This is a genomic window from Maribellus sp. YY47, from assembly GCF_023111095.1.
Classification (GTDB): Bacteria; Bacteroidota; Bacteroidia; order Bacteroidales; family Prolixibacteraceae; genus Draconibacterium.
This window is the reverse complement of sequence record NZ_JALGYW010000015.1, coordinates 14,645-28,743: the sequence shown is the minus strand read 5'-3', so window position 1 is coordinate 28,743 and position 14,099 is coordinate 14,645. Positions and strand designations below refer to the sequence as shown.

The 14,099-nt window shown below is 42.2% G+C and carries 16 protein-coding genes; 13 read left to right on the top strand and 3 right to left on the bottom strand.

Annotation, left to right across the window (positions count from 1 at the left end; genetic code table 11):
• Positions 1–516: 516 nt before the first annotated feature.
• From MR764_RS13350 to MR764_RS13295, 12 genes are all read left to right on the top strand, one after another.
• On the top strand, positions 517–1,092 hold the full coding sequence (locus tag MR764_RS13350; protein ID WP_247979927.1) for a Crp/Fnr family transcriptional regulator: 576 nt from the start codon (positions 517–519) through the stop codon (positions 1,090–1,092).
• 453 nt (positions 1,093–1,545) lie between these two features.
• The gene (locus MR764_RS13345; protein WP_247979926.1) at positions 1,546–2,079 is read left to right on the top strand and encodes a YceI family protein; all 534 of its coding nucleotides are present in this window, start codon (positions 1,546–1,548) and stop codon (positions 2,077–2,079) included.
• Between the two features lie 280 nt (positions 2,080–2,359).
• Positions 2,360–2,590 (top strand): (4Fe-4S)-binding protein, encoded by a 231-nt coding sequence (locus MR764_RS13340; protein WP_247979925.1) that lies wholly within the window; start codon positions 2,360–2,362, stop codon positions 2,588–2,590.
• Positions 2,591–2,825: 235 nt separating this feature from the next.
• A complete protein-coding gene (locus MR764_RS13335; protein ID WP_247979924.1) occupies positions 2,826–3,989 on the top strand; it encodes a M20 aminoacylase family protein in 1,164 nt (387 codons plus the stop codon).
• Positions 3,990–4,306: 317 nt separating this feature from the next.
• The gene (locus MR764_RS13330; RefSeq protein ID WP_247979923.1) at positions 4,307–4,684 is read left to right on the top strand and encodes a hypothetical protein; all 378 of its coding nucleotides are present in this window, start codon (positions 4,307–4,309) and stop codon (positions 4,682–4,684) included.
• An 11-nt stretch (positions 4,685–4,695) separates the two neighbouring features.
• Positions 4,696–5,259 (top strand): YceI family protein, encoded by a 564-nt coding sequence (locus MR764_RS13325; RefSeq protein WP_247979922.1) that lies wholly within the window; start codon positions 4,696–4,698, stop codon positions 5,257–5,259.
• A 143-nt stretch (positions 5,260–5,402) separates the two neighbouring features.
• Positions 5,403–6,287, top strand: a complete 885-nt coding sequence (gene ygiD, locus MR764_RS13320) for a 4,5-DOPA dioxygenase extradiol (protein ID WP_247979921.1) — start codon at positions 5,403–5,405, stop codon at positions 6,285–6,287.
• Positions 6,288–6,391: 104 nt separating this feature from the next.
• Positions 6,392–7,234: an SDR family oxidoreductase gene (locus tag MR764_RS13315; protein WP_247979920.1), complete on the top strand. Its 843-nt coding sequence runs from the start codon at positions 6,392–6,394 to the stop codon at positions 7,232–7,234.
• 101 nt (positions 7,235–7,335) lie between these two features.
• Positions 7,336–7,788, top strand: a complete 453-nt coding sequence (locus tag MR764_RS13310; RefSeq protein WP_247979919.1) for a hypothetical protein — start codon at positions 7,336–7,338, stop codon at positions 7,786–7,788.
• 291 nt (positions 7,789–8,079) lie between these two features.
• On the top strand, positions 8,080–8,325 hold the full coding sequence (locus MR764_RS13305; protein WP_247979918.1) for a hypothetical protein: 246 nt from the start codon (positions 8,080–8,082) through the stop codon (positions 8,323–8,325).
• Positions 8,322–9,788 (top strand): ADP-ribosylglycohydrolase family protein, encoded by a 1,467-nt coding sequence (locus MR764_RS13300; protein ID WP_247979917.1) that lies wholly within the window; start codon positions 8,322–8,324, stop codon positions 9,786–9,788. The genes MR764_RS13305 and MR764_RS13300 overlap by 4 nt, the downstream gene beginning before the upstream one ends.
• Positions 9,789–9,913: 125 nt before the next feature.
• On the top strand, positions 9,914–10,375 hold the full coding sequence (locus tag MR764_RS13295) for a GreA/GreB family elongation factor (RefSeq protein WP_247979916.1): 462 nt from the start codon (positions 9,914–9,916) through the stop codon (positions 10,373–10,375).
• A gap of 149 nt (positions 10,376–10,524) precedes the next feature.
• Here the strand turns inward: MR764_RS13295 and MR764_RS13290 are convergent, their stop codons facing one another.
• The gene (locus MR764_RS13290) at positions 10,525–11,220 is read right to left on the bottom strand and encodes a head GIN domain-containing protein (protein WP_247979915.1); all 696 of its coding nucleotides are present in this window, start codon (positions 11,218–11,220) and stop codon (positions 10,525–10,527) included.
• A 119-nt stretch (positions 11,221–11,339) separates the two neighbouring features.
• The gene (locus MR764_RS13285) at positions 11,340–11,948 is read right to left on the bottom strand and encodes a hypothetical protein (protein ID WP_247979914.1); all 609 of its coding nucleotides are present in this window, start codon (positions 11,946–11,948) and stop codon (positions 11,340–11,342) included.
• 48 nt (positions 11,949–11,996) lie between these two features.
• Here MR764_RS13285 and MR764_RS13280 point away from each other — a divergent pair, with 48 nt between their 5' ends.
• Positions 11,997–13,157 (top strand): iron-containing alcohol dehydrogenase, encoded by a 1,161-nt coding sequence (locus MR764_RS13280; RefSeq protein ID WP_247979913.1) that lies wholly within the window; start codon positions 11,997–11,999, stop codon positions 13,155–13,157.
• Positions 13,158–13,283: 126 nt separating this feature from the next.
• Here MR764_RS13280 and MR764_RS13275 read toward each other — a convergent pair whose 3' ends face one another.
• Positions 13,284–14,084 (bottom strand): aminotransferase class IV, encoded by an 801-nt coding sequence (locus MR764_RS13275; protein ID WP_247979912.1) that lies wholly within the window; start codon positions 14,082–14,084, stop codon positions 13,284–13,286.
• Positions 14,085–14,099 lie beyond the last annotated feature (15 nt).

The window sequence follows — 14,099 nt, the reverse complement described above, 5'->3', positions numbered from 1 at the left end:
ACCGCTGCATGTCATTTTCCATACATCAGGAATCCGGGAAATCGCTTTAAACTTATATGCTCGTTTAACTTGATTTGTACTACTCTAAGAGTTTTGGGAGCCTATAATCCGTACGATGTTTTTATAAAACAACAAGGGGCTTTGCCCCAAACCCCACTCCCTTTTTTGGCTTGAACCCAAAAAGGAAGCAAAAAAGTTCAAGGCTGCGCCCGCTTCGCACAAAAAATTTGCGTTCGAACGGCTATATCGTCCAAACTCACTCGTGCCTCGCTCAAACAAGGACGATTCTTAACGCCGTCCTTACTGATTTTTCGGCTCACCGACCGAGGCCGACTGGCATCACCAAATCGCCCAAACAGTTACAAAAAATCAGTCCCTCTTAATTTAACTCATTTAATACAGAAGACTGCTCAACACGTTTTAAAATGCGGGTTACATGAGGCACAAATCCGGGAGTTGATTAAATTTGAAAATAAGCTTAAGTTTGCTGAAAGCATAAACGCTTAAATGAAACCGATGAACGAAGAGCATAAACTCATCTACTACCTAAAAAAATGGACACACATTTCCGAAGGAGATGAAGAACTCATTCTTTCAGCTTTCGAACCGGTTTCGGCCAAAAAGAAAAAGGACCTGCTGGAACCAAATGAAGTGTGCAAATACATTTATTTTGTTAAGGTGGGTTGTCTGCGCTCGTATTATGTTGATGCAAAAGGCATTGAGCACATTTATCAAATCCGTTTAAACAACAGCTGGATCAGCGACCTGGAAAGTTTTTTTTCACAACGTCCGTCGAAATATTACATCGAAACGCTGGAAGACTCTGAACTGTTGCGCATCTCATTCGACCGGCTGGAGCAACTGTACCGCGAAGTTCCTGCAGTCGAACGCTACTTTCGCATCCTTTTTCAAAAGGCCTACATCAATGCCCTCGAACGCCTGAATTCCACTATGTGGGAATCGGCCGTTGACCGTTACAACAGCTTGCTTAAAGAACATCCTGACGTATTCCAACGGGTTCCGTTGGTGTACATTGCCTCCTACCTCGGGATCACGCCCGAGAGTCTCAGCCGCATCCGAAAAAAAGCCTAAACCCTTACTTCTCCCGATTTCCTACTCCATAGTCCTGTCTTCCCGCCCTTTCTTAACCTACATCAAGTTCATTTCTTAACACAGGAAAAGTGTGCAAGACCTGCCTGTCCCCTACCTTTGAATCATCAAATTAAAAAATGAACATTATGAAAACATTGTCAGGATTTCATGAAACAAATCGGATTAGCTCAATAATCTTACACCAGAAAAAAACGGAACGCATGGCTTATTTACAATTCTCAAAACCGATAACATTCTTTTAAAGAGTCAATTCGGCATTTCGACCGGCAAACTATTTATTTGTTAAACTTGTTTATTTTTTAGGAAAATCGTACGTTCTATTTTTGCTTATAAGAATTTGGTATCCGTTTTTCCTTATCCTGACAAAACAGGTCAGAAAGATAAGCGATACACAAAAATTGGAAATAAGTTCAACATATAAAATTTAAGAAAATGACAACAAAAGCAACAACCTGGACATTAGATCCAGCACACAGTGAACTAACATTTAAGGTAAAACACCTGATGATTTCGAATGTGAAAGGTGAATTCAAAAGTTTCTCGGTAGAGGTTGACGGAGATGATATTTTTAACTCAGCGCTCAGCGTTGCAGTGGATGTATCGTCAATCAGCACCAACGACCAACAACGAGACGGACATCTTAAATCAGCCGATTTCTTTGATGCAGAAAACTACAAAGAACTGACGTTCAAAAGCACGTCGTTCACAAAAACTGACGATGATGAATACGAACTGAAAGGACTGCTCACCATTAAAGGTATAAGTAAAGAGGTTACGTTAAACGTTGAATACGGTGGTACCAGCAAAGATCCATGGGGAAATGAAAAAGCCGGTTTTTCGGTAAGCGGAAAATTTAACCGCAAAGACTGGGGCTTAAACTGGAACGCAGCACTGGAAACAGGCGGTGTACTGGTAGGCGAAGAAGTAAAAATCGCCGCAGAAATACAATTCGCAAAGCAGTCTTGAGAAGGCTGCAAATAAAGTAGCCATGGTTACCGGTGCAGTGTGCGGAGGGTAACGTAATGATCCATCTTTTTGCTAGGAAAGCAGCTTAAATAACCGTTAGCGAGAGTAACGAAGAAGGCGAAAACGTAGTAAAAGGAATCAAATAATATGAAGACAACAAAGATTTAGACATGTCTGCAAAATACATCGGGCAAATGGAATAAAATTTATTCCTTTTGCCCCATTACGTATTCAATTATCCATCTGATATAACTTTTAAAACACTATAAATCAAAAAGTAATGGATATAAAAAAAGTCACAAAAGAATATTCCAACGACGAGATCACCGTTGTGTGGAAATCGGGCAAATGTATTCACTCGGGCAACTGTTTTCGAAATTTATTAGCCGTTTTCAATCCCGGAGAACGCCCCTGGATAAAAATGGACAAAGCCCCAACTTCAGCGATAATCTCTACCGTTGAAAAGTGCCCGTCCGGAGCATTGTCATATTATTACAACGACAAAAAATAACAAGCTTCCAGAGGAAAAAAGTAAACACAACTCCAACGCAGTAAAATCCCGAAGGAGGTTATTGCAACGGAACAAGAAAACCAACACCCATCGTGTCGGGTGGAAAAACAGTTAACCTTATTTAACCTGAAAACGAGCACAATAAGACTAAAAACCCAGCTAAAATTTTGGAATATCGACCTTCCTGATTATAACTTTACCCGAGGTAAGTACCTTTCTCTTAAAATAATCCATTATGAAAAAGCAATTACTGTCAGCAACAAAAGCCTTGCACGGGGAAATGAAATCATGGATGGGACATATGCACCAAACGCCAGAGGTTTCGATGCAGGAGAAAAACACATCGCAATTTATAGCAGGCGTTTTAAAAACATTTGGCGCATACGAAATAGTTGAAGGTGTTGGTAAATACGGGATAGTAGCTTCGCTAAAAGTAGGCGATGGCCAAAAAAGCATAGGAATTCGTGCGGATTTTGATGCACTACCCATCCGGGAAGAAAACGATTTACCCTACAAAAGTAAAATTGAAGGGAAATCACACCTTTGCGGACACGACGGACACAGTACGATGTTATTGGGCGCTGCAAAATACCTGGCGGAAACACAAAATTTTAACGGTACTGTACGCCTTTTTTTCCAACCCGGTGAAGAAACCATGCAAGGCGCCCCGGCCATGATCGCTGATGGCTTGTTTGAACGATTTCCGGTTGATGCAGTTTATGCCCTGCATAACATCCCCGGCTTGGAATTTGGGAAGTTTTATTACCGCGAAGGTGCAACTATGTCGGCAGTTGATAATTGGGAAATCGAATTTACGGGAAAAGGCAGCCACGGTTCCATGCCGGAATTAGGCATCGACCCAATTGTTTGTGGTTCGTCGTTGGTAATGGCCCTGCAAACCATTGTCAGCAGAAATATTTCTCCCTGGAAAAACACGGTGGTAAATATCGGTGCTTTCCAATCGGGCGATGCAGGGAATGCGGTTCCTCAAAAGGCCTTGCTCAAACTCAGCATTCGCAATATGGACAATGAAGTTCGTAAAATGGTACTTGACCGAATAAGAAAAATTACCCGGGCACAAGCCGAGGCGTTTAACTGTAAATACGAAATTCGTGAAGGAATTCCCGGAACCGTATTGGTCAATACTCCCGAAAACACAAAATGGGCAGCTCAAGTTGCCAAAAAAACATTTGGCGAAGACCGGGTAACCGACCACGCTGCCCCCTTAATGAGCAGCGAGGATTTTGCCTTCATGCTTGAAAAATGTCCGGGAAACTATGTTATGCTGGGAACTGGTGAAGGTTTTATGGTCCACCATCCGGGTTATGTTTTTAACCAGGATCTTTTGCCTTTAGGAGCAGCATACTGGGTAAGTTTGGTGGAAGAATATTTGATATAAACTGTTTTCATCGCTTTTTAGCAGGATGAAACATTCTTTTTTCCAAACGAGGTAATGATTGAATTTCTGTCCTCAAACTTCGCAACAAAGAAAATAAGATCAGCCGCCAGCAATTAGTCAGCACTACTACCCCAAATTCATTCAATATACCAATCTAAAAGCTGAACCGGATTCTAAAAAAATCCAGTCATTCAAAGGATATCTTCCTTAAATACAGAATTGACTTAACCTAGATCAAGTTCATTTCTTAACCTAGGTCAAGTGTAGAAGACTTACTCGTCCTCTACCTTTGTATCGTACAATTAAAACAAAACACGATGCAAAAAATAGATCCAAAAAAATTATCACTTCAGGAGCGGGTAGCGAAACTGAACGACATGATTCTTCATGGATATATTTTGGAAGCATTCGAAAAATTTTATGCCGACGATATTATCCGGCAGGAAAATAACAAGGCAGCAATTGTAGGCAAAAATGCCTGTCGGTTACAGGAAGAAAAATTGGTTACAGGCATTACTGAAGTTAGAACTGCCCGCCTTAAAAATGTAATTATTACCGATAAAATATCGGTGGTTGAGTGGGAGTTCGATTACACCCATGAAGAATGGGGCAATTGTAAATACAGCCACTTTGCAGCGCAACAGTGGAATTGCGATGGACAAATAGTTAATGAAATAATTTATAACAACAATTAAAAATGAAAAAAATGAAAAAGTTAGGATTAGCAGTAGTGCTTGTATTAGCAGTAAGTGTAGCATCATTTGCACAGAAAAAAGAAGTAAACAAAGAAACATCGGCAGTGAACTGGACCGGTAAGAAAATCGGAGGTTCGCACAATGGAGCCATCCAGTTGAAAGGCGGTTATTTCGAATTTAACAACGATCAGATTGTTGGTGGCGAAGTGGTAATCGACATGAATTCCATTACCAATGCCGATCTTGAAGATCCGGGATACAACGAAAAACTGGTGGGCCACTTAAAATCAGACGATTTCTTTGGTGTTGAAAAATACCCGACAGCAAAATTTGTAGTAACAAAAGCCAGCAAATTTGAAGACGGGAAAGCTAAAGTTACCGGGAAACTGACCATTAAGAAAAGTACCGAAGAAATTACTTTCGACGTGGTGAAAAGTGGCAACATATATAAAGCGCTGGTAGAAGTAGACCGTTCGAAATACGATGTACGTTACGGATCCAACTCCTTCTTCGATAACCTGGGAGACAAAGCGATCAACGACATCTTCACCTTAGACATTTCTCTTGTACTATAATTTCATACAAACATTTTAGAAGCTTCAGGGGTTTTAATGTCGTAAGGCTGAGAAACTCCTGCTTCTATAATAAACAGAACGTTTAATCCCCGGGCCCAACCGAGGAGGAACCAGGAGACCGGATATCAAATTCAAAAGCTGAGATGGAAAGAAAACAATTTATTCAAACAGTAATGGCCACCGTGCCGCTAACTTTTGCAGGAATGAAATTAAATGCATTACATAAAATAGCAGATTCGCTGGAAAACACGCCTAAAATGCCGGTGCTTTTTCTGGGGCACGGGAGTCCGATGAATGCCATTGAAGAAAACGAATTTGTACAGGGCTTCCGAAAAATTTCTTCCGAAATTGAAAAACCCAAGGCAATCGTGGTCGTGTCGGCGCACTGGGAAACACAGGGAACGCGGGTAACGGCCATGGCCCACCCGCCAACCATTCACGATTTTGGTGGTTTCCCCAAGGCGCTTTACGAAATTGAATACCCGGCACCGGGTAGCCCTGAACTGGCCAGAGCAACACAGGATCTGGTTCATTCCACAGAAGTACATTTAGACGATAAATGGGGTTTGGATCATGGTGCCTGGTCGGTGATCCGACACATGTACCCCGATGCCGACATTCCGGTGATTCAGTTGAGCCTCGACTACCGGAAATCGCCGCAGGAACATTATGCCCTGGCACAGGAGCTGAGCCAATTACGCGAAAAAGGTATTTTAGTGGTGGGCAGCGGAAATATTGTGCACAATTTACGCATGATACACTGGGGAAAAATGAATGAGAATTTTGGCTTCGACTGGGCCAACGAGGCAAACAACAAAATGAAAGAATTGATCCTGAACGGAGATCACCAGCAGTTGATCAATTATTCAAAATTGGGTTCGGCCTTTACACTGGCAATCCCAACACCCGAACATTATTTGCCGCTACTTTATGCACTGGGGTTACACGACAAAAAAGACGAAATAAACATCTTTAACGACGAACCCATTGGCGGCTCGTTAACCATGACATCGGTGAAAATCGGATAAGATGATTTCACGCAAATGGCACAGATTTTAGCAGGATTTAATCTTCTGGAATCGGCAAGAAACGAAAACAATTATTTCAAGTATAAACAATTAAAATTAGAAAAATGAAAATAGGAATAACAGGAGCAACAGGACAATTGGGACAACTTGTTGTTGAACAACTAAAAGCAAAAACGAACTCAGAAAATATTGTAGCCCTTGTGCGCTCGCCCGAAAAAGCAGCGGAACTGGGCATTGAAGCACGCGCCTTTGATTACGACCAACCCGAACAACTGGTTGGTGCATTGAAAGGAATTGATCGTTTGCTGCTGATTTCAGCCAACGAGATCGGGAAACGCGAACGCCAACACAGCAATGTAATTGAGGCTGCGAAAAAAGCCGGTGTCAGCTGGATTGTTTATACCAGTCTGTTACACGCCGACACTTCGTCGCTAAGTTTGGCCGGCGAACACCGGGCAACCGAAGCAGCATTGAAAAATTCGGGCGTAGACCATACCATTCTGCGTAACGGATGGTACACCGAAAATTACACCGGATCGATACCGGGAGCTCTGGGTGCAGGTGCATTTGTGGGCAGTGCCGGCGATGGTAAAATCTCTTCAGCTTCACGTGCCGACTTTGCCGAAGCAGCTGCCGTTGTATTAACCAACGAAACCTACAAAGGAGAGCTATTGGAGTTGGCGGGCGACGAAAGTTATACCTTAAACGACCTGGCCGCAGAAATCACAAAACAAAGCGGCAAAAACATACCGTACAACAACCTCGCGGAAAGCGAGTACGCCGAAATACTAAAAAGCGTCGGGCTTCCTGAATTTTACGCCGATGCAATTGCCAGCTGGGATGTATCGGCCTCTAAAAACGATTTGTTTGACGATTCAAAACAGCTTTCGAAGCTGATTGGAAGGCCCACCACACCATTGGCCGACACCGTAAAAGCTGCCTTGTAAGCCACAATATTTGCAATTTTGATACGCTGTTTGCAGGCTTAGCTTTGGTTAAGTACTGCAAACAGTTTTTTTCTGAAAGATTAATATTCGTATTGATTACAATGAAATATCAGATAAAATTTGAAAACGAGGTGTTAAGCTTTCAGTTAATAAATGCCACCCAGGCTGAAAGGAGAATCACGCTGAATCTGGGTTACCGGACAGTAGCCGAGACTTTCTTTAAACATCTCATACCCAACGAAGCAGAAATTGATCACGCGATTAACTTTATTGAAGACGAAATCATGCGTCATAACGAGTTGTTTGAAGCCAACGACACGCTTTTTACTTCTGATAATAAGGTCGTCGGGATTTTCAGCAAAAACGGGTTAAGCGATCTTCATTATTCCCGCCAAACAACAGAAGACCTTTTTAGCAGCTACGCACGCGTAATCATGGGCGCCCCCGCTTCCTTGCTAAATGCCGAAATTACCCGCGATGATGTTGCCATTATTCTGATACTTCGTGAAGTGATGCATCACCTCGGGTTTACGGAATTAACCTTTATTTCCTGACACTGAACTACGCATCACGTCCTGATTCTGGCCCCTGCTTACTTTACGATTAGGTGCATATTTTCAATGTGAAAAGACAAGCCCTACTTTTCATTCTCCCCCAAAAGCAGCAGATTTTTGCTGAACGTCAAACCGTTAATTTCCGGGGCATATTTTACAAATACACCAGGTAATCGCCAATAATATTGTGCCTTTCCTGAAAAAAGATGCAACTTTGAAGGCAACAGTTTAACTTTACTGATGTGAAAGGTTACAATTGTGTGCCATATCTGCAAGTAGGAAATAATGAGCATGAAATTGAAGAATAGGATTTATACCGAATTTACCCATTTGTTTTCGATACAGGCTTCAAGCCGAAAATGGCAGATTGCTGCATTAACAGCCGTTTGTGCAGGCATGCCGCTTCTGGTTGGTTTGTATTTAAATAATATTGGCGATGGCTTAATTGCCTGTTTAAGCGGCATGGTAATCCTTTATTTACTCAATACGGGCACTCTGACCAATAAAATATCGACACTATCTTCAAAAGAACAATGAATCGACAGACAAATAAAAGAGATAATTCAGGCGATAGTAATGATTTAACTTACAAGATAAAATCGGCGCTTTTTGGCGTTGCGGTTGGCGATGCCTTAGGCGTTCCTGTTGAGTTTAAAAGTAGAAAAACCATTAGCGAAAATCCAGTAACTGACATGATTGGTTACGGCACCTACAACCTACCGGCAGGCACCTGGTCTGATGACAGTTCACTAACTTTCTGTCTGGCAGAAGCTTTAACTCAACAATTTGACACAGAAGTAATCGGAAAGAATTTTGTGGAATGGCTCTATCAGAACCATTGGACTCCCGGAGGCACTGTATTCGATATTGGGATTGGTACCCGACAAGCCATCGATAGGCTTGCCAAAGGAAAACGCGCAGAAAATGCAGGTAATTTCGAAGCAAATTCAAATGGCAATGGTTCTCTGATGAGAATTTTACCTCTGTTGTTTTATTGCTCTGACAAACCGACAACAGAGCGCTTTGAATTAACCCGGCAAGTCTCCTCCATTACACACGGACACATTCGATCAATAACAGCCTGTTTTTATTATCTCGAATTTGCGCGCCATATTTTACAAGGCAAAGACAAATTTGAAATTTATAAGATTTTACAAACTGAGTTACCGGATTTTCTTAATACTCTATCAATCAGCAGAGATGAAATTCAAATTTATCATCGGCTTCTTGAAAATGAAATTTTCGGGGTAAACGAAGAAAGAATCTATAGTGACGGTTATGTTGTACACACACTTGAAGCTAGTATTTGGTGTTTAATGACAACCGACAGTTACAAAGATGCGGTATTAAAAGCCGTCAACCTGGGAGATGACACCGATACAACTGCTGCAGTAACAGGAGGACTTGCAGGTTTGTTATATGGATTCAGTGATATTCCCGGGCGCTGGATAAATAGCCTTGCAAAATATCGGGAAATAGAAAACCTTTGCCATAAACTCGGAAGGTATTTAAACGAAACAGGCACAAACAATGCCCCAAGAGTTGAGACAGAGAAAAATTACTATAGGATAAATATGCAGAAAGCACTCTTTGTCGCACGGGAATTACACAAAAGAGGTTATGAAAAATTACGAGTGGTGCCATGCGTATCTCCATCAGGAATGTCGTGGAGATGTTCATTCGTTACCGAAAAAGACAAAGCAATTATTTCTAACTGGATTTCGTCATTTTTAGAGGAAGAAATCAACACTGAAATAAATTATTCAATAACGGAGCTAACCAATTGCTTTGAAAGGGAACACACAACTTTTCTTGAAACCTGCAAAGGAACCGATAAGAAATACAAAGAATGGTATAAGCAAATGCTAAATCAATTGGAAGAAGAAGAATTACCTTATGCTTTTGGTGAGTATTTTTCGCCAACAGACTATTGGGATACATCTAAAAACAGAAAAATAGCCACTTTACCCAACGAAGCCCGATTTTATAAATACTGCTGAAGTACGCTCCAAATCTCAAAACTAAAGCAAGAAGATCTATACGATAAAAAATAAATAACCTGAGTTGCCTTAAGGAGTGAAACGTATAAAATTGAATTTGAAAAATAACGACAAAAAAGCACCTGATGGTTCAATCTAAAAACATAAAGCCGCTGATTATCGAAAAACTAAATGAAGTTATTCAGGAAAAAATTATGCTTCTGACCAAGGCGATCAGCGGGGCAAAAGAATCGCGCGATAACGAAACCAAGAGCAGTGTTGGCGATAAGTACGAAACCGGCCGGGCAATGGTGCAAATGGAAATGGAGAAAACCCAGGCGCAGCTGTCGCTAATCGAAAACCAGAAAGCCAGTCTTTCCAGAATCGATCTTAACCGGAATTTCAGCACCGTTGAATTTGGGAGTTTGGTAAAAACCAACCTGGGTACTTATTTCATATCTATCGCTTTCGGAAAAATTGAAACCGGCGATGAAACTGTCTTCTGCCTTTCCCCTGTTTCGCCTGTAGGAAAAGCACTGGCCGGGAAAAAAGCCGGCGATAAAGTGATGTTCCAGGGAAAGAGTATTGAAATTCGGACAATACACTAAATGAATATATTTCAATCAAACCAACGGCTAAGCGGGTTTGCATTCCTGTAAAAATAGAAAGGCTGCTCAATAGCAGCCTTTAATAAAACCTAAACCAAACCTAAGAATAACCGGCCTATGAATACCGGTTGTTGTATTGTAAATTTCCTCTAGTCTTTTGATACCGAACCAAGCCCTTCGATGCTTTGAATTACCCTCGGTTCGCCTTTGTAACGTATTTTCCCCACGCCTTCAATTTTGGCATTAAGCGTTTCTGTGGCGTAAACGTTACCCGTCCCAACGCCCTCGATTTCGAAATCAACATGTTTTGTCTGCAACTCCCCGGCATCCACATGTCCGGCCCCCGACAGTTCAACCGAAAGACTTTGGGCCACACCGTTCAGGTCGATCATTACGCCTCCTTCACCAATCACTTCCACTTCGTCGGCCTTCATCCGCAGATCAACTTTAGCGCCTCCCTGCATATGCAACAAAAAATCGTTAAGATCGAGGTAACCTTCAGAGTAAACATTCAACCCGCCATCCATTTTAAGTTCATGCAAATCGTTAAAAGTGATGTATAAACGTATTCGTTCGTAAGGAAGATAATCGCGGGTTACTTCAATCCGAAGCTCATCGCCCCGCTTGTCAACATCTATCTTATCCAACACCTCCTCGTCGCGCGTTTTTATGGTTAAACCGGCTTTCGAATCCTGAATCAGGTAGACCTTGAAACCACCTTTCAGATATATCCTTGAAAAATCTTTTACCGGGTAATCTTTCGAACTCCAGTCGCTGTCTTCCTGTGCCGAAACAGACACGGTTAAAACGAGGAAAAGAAATAAAACGGATGATAAAATCTTCATGGCTTAAATTGTTACAGCATCAAAACTAAAGCAATACCTACATATATGCATTTTTATTTCGACGAATGATTGAAAATCGGGGACAAACAGAGGCTGGAAAGGGTTAACACCAGGTTTTACTATTCGTGAAGTCGCATCAACATCAGGTAAATCAGGCCGTAGGTAATCAGGACAAAGACAGCACCGGTAATAAAGAAATCAAGAAAAGGTTTTGCCGGTGGCCGGAGAAGACGGAAAAACAGAAAAGCAGTGCCCGCGATATCGCAGACCAGAAGAATCAACACAAATACTTTGTGGTAATTTCGGTTAAGCTGAGCTGAAAAAAACATCCAAACAAGACCAAACGCAAGAACCAGGCTCCCCTCTTCGCGCAGCCCACGGTTCATCTGCATCATTCCGAAAACCAGCGGGATCACACCGGCGATCACCAAACTTCGGGCAATGCTTTTTCGGATCTTCGCCCGTGTAAAAAGATCACGAATGTGCGGGAACCAGCTAAACGACAATTCCTCCACTTTGTATTCATCCGAAAACAAATCCTGCTCCGAATGTATAATACCCCGTTTAATGGCTTCATCAATAGCCAACCTGGAAGCCTCAGGAATGTAATAGGTCCTCCTCTTCAGAATCCGGATGATTTCATCGTCGCTGTAGCCGGGTATCAATTGCCGAAAATCCGTTTCCGGTTTTTTTGATTTTCCGTGTAAAAATTTAAAACTTTGAAACACTATCTTTACGTTTAATCGAGAAGAAACTAAACTTCAAAAATAAAAGTCATGTACAATTTTGAATACAAAAATCCTGTAAAAATTATTTTCGGAAAAGGAACCATTCCCAATGTTGCGAATGAAATCCCTAAAAATAAAAAGGTTTTAATGACATACGGTGGCGGAAGTATCAAACAAACCGGAGTTTACGACCAGGTAAAAAATGCCTTAAAGGATGTCGAGTTGCTGGAATTTGGCGGAATTGAACCCAATCCTCATTACGAAACCTGTATGAAAGCGGTGGAGCTGGCCAAAAGAGAGAAGGTTGACTTTTTGCTTTCGGTAGGAGGCGGCTCGGTACTCGACGGCACAAAATTTATTGCGGCCGCTATTATGTTCGAAGGCAACGATCCGTGGGACATTCTGGATAAACCCGCCACTTCGCCGGTAAACGCTGCCATACCACTGGGAGCCGTACTTACACTTCCGGCCACAGGTTCGGAAATGAACGGAACCGGCGTAATAACACGGGCAGCCACTCTGGAGAAAAAAGCATTTGCTTCTCCGTTGGTGATGCCGCAATTCTCGATTCTTGATCCGGAATGTGTATTTACCCTACCCGATCGTCAGGTAGCCAATGGCGTAGTGGATGCCTTTGTCCATGTAATGGAACAATACCTTACCTTTAATGTAAATGCTCCGTTGCAGGATCGACTGGCCGAATCCATTCTTACCACGCTGATTGAGGAAGGTCCGAAAGTGCTGGCCAACCGAACCGATTACGAGGCTGCTGCCAACTTTATGTGGTGTGCCACACTGGCTCTGAATGGCTTAATTGCTGCCGGTGTTCCGCAAGATTGGGGTACCCACCTGATCGGCCACGAACTAACCGCTTTCCACGGCATCGATCATGCACGAACACTGGCCATTGTTTTGCCGGGAATGATGAGCCTGAAAAGAGAGAACAAAAAAGAGAAGATCCTTCAGTACGGCGAACGAATTTGGGGAATTACGGAAGGTACCGACGATGAAAAAATAAATGCAGCAATTGCCAAAACAGTTGGCTTCTTTGAATCGTTGGGCTTACCCACTACCCTGCCAGAATACGATGTTCCGGAGGAAACCATCGGTAAAATCAGCCTGCGTTTCAAGGAAAGCGGCTTAAAGCTGGGCGAGCAACGCGACATTGACTTCCAGATGGTGGAAGCCATTTTAAAAGATCGGTTGTAATAAAACCATAGGCTGAGATTATTTAAAAAGTAGTTTTCAGGCAAAGCCCGCCAGTATTTTAAAAAAGCAAAACTGCGGCCTTTGCGGGAATTTTCGGAATTGCTTTTTGGATAATCTCAGCTGTTTTTAATGATGCTGAAGATAGTTTTCGATCAGAAAGTCGAAATGTTTCATCAGACTTCGCAACAAGGGATTTTGCACATTAAAATCCCAGTTTTCGATTTTAGATATCGGAAGAATGTTGGGCGAAGTGCCCGTAATAAAAACCGCATCGCATTCATTTAATTGAGCAAGCGGAATTTCACGTTCCCTGATTTCGATGCCCAAATCCATGGCACATTCTATCACTTTCTGTCTTGTAACACCCAATAAAACCTTATCTGAAGGCGAAGTAAGCAACTGATTTCCCTGCACAAAAAAGGTATTGCTTCGGCTACCTTCGGTAATGTTTTCGTTGTGATCGACCAGCAAAACTTCGTAATAGCCTTTTTCTGCAATCAGTTGATTAGCCTGTTCCCTCACCGAGGTCTGAAAAACCTTGGCATTCGGATTTTCCCGCTCTGCATGCAAAAGTCCGCATTCAACTCCCAACCGATATTGCAACTCGCCTGGATAGGAATGCGCAATAAAAAAAGCTTTCAGATTCACTTTACACGAAACCAAAACATTTCCGTCGGTCATCTCATTTTTCTGAATCAACTGCTGTAAAAAATCGCTGATTTCCGCTTCTGAATACCTGATCTTACGACCGGCAATCCCGGCCGAGCGATTAAACCGGGCCAAATGTTCTTCCAGGAAAAGTGGTTTTCCACTGATCATCCGAATCACTTCGTAAATACCTCCTGCATTTTCATCCGGTTTGAACTGATCATTTGGTATCAGCTCTCCATTCAGAATAAAATATTTATGAATTGGTAAAAGAGCCATTTTCGTGTTTTGTGT

Coding starts and splice junctions, on each gene's coding strand:
- MR764_RS13350 (WP_247979927.1), top strand. CDS start 517: ATGAACGAAGAGCATAAACTCATCTACTACCTAAAAAAATGGACACAC.
- MR764_RS13345 (WP_247979926.1), top strand. CDS start 1,546: ATGACAACAAAAGCAACAACCTGGACATTAGATCCAGCACACAGTGAA.
- MR764_RS13340 (WP_247979925.1), top strand. CDS start 2,360: ATGGATATAAAAAAAGTCACAAAAGAATATTCCAACGACGAGATCACC.
- MR764_RS13335 (WP_247979924.1), top strand. CDS start 2,826: ATGAAAAAGCAATTACTGTCAGCAACAAAAGCCTTGCACGGGGAAATG.
- MR764_RS13330 (WP_247979923.1), top strand. CDS start 4,307: ATGCAAAAAATAGATCCAAAAAAATTATCACTTCAGGAGCGGGTAGCG.
- MR764_RS13325 (WP_247979922.1), top strand. CDS start 4,696: ATGAAAAAGTTAGGATTAGCAGTAGTGCTTGTATTAGCAGTAAGTGTA.
- ygiD (WP_247979921.1), top strand. CDS start 5,403: ATGGAAAGAAAACAATTTATTCAAACAGTAATGGCCACCGTGCCGCTA.
- MR764_RS13315 (WP_247979920.1), top strand. CDS start 6,392: ATGAAAATAGGAATAACAGGAGCAACAGGACAATTGGGACAACTTGTT.
- MR764_RS13310 (WP_247979919.1), top strand. CDS start 7,336: ATGAAATATCAGATAAAATTTGAAAACGAGGTGTTAAGCTTTCAGTTA.
- MR764_RS13305 (WP_247979918.1), top strand. CDS start 8,080: ATGAAATTGAAGAATAGGATTTATACCGAATTTACCCATTTGTTTTCG.
- MR764_RS13300 (WP_247979917.1), top strand. CDS start 8,322: ATGAATCGACAGACAAATAAAAGAGATAATTCAGGCGATAGTAATGAT.
- MR764_RS13295 (WP_247979916.1), top strand. CDS start 9,914: ATGGTTCAATCTAAAAACATAAAGCCGCTGATTATCGAAAAACTAAAT.
- MR764_RS13290 (WP_247979915.1), bottom strand. CDS start 11,220: ATGAAGATTTTATCATCCGTTTTATTTCTTTTCCTCGTTTTAACCGTG.
- MR764_RS13280 (WP_247979913.1), top strand. CDS start 11,997: ATGTACAATTTTGAATACAAAAATCCTGTAAAAATTATTTTCGGAAAA.
- MR764_RS13275 (WP_247979912.1), bottom strand. CDS start 14,084: ATGGCTCTTTTACCAATTCATAAATATTTTATTCTGAATGGAGAGCTG.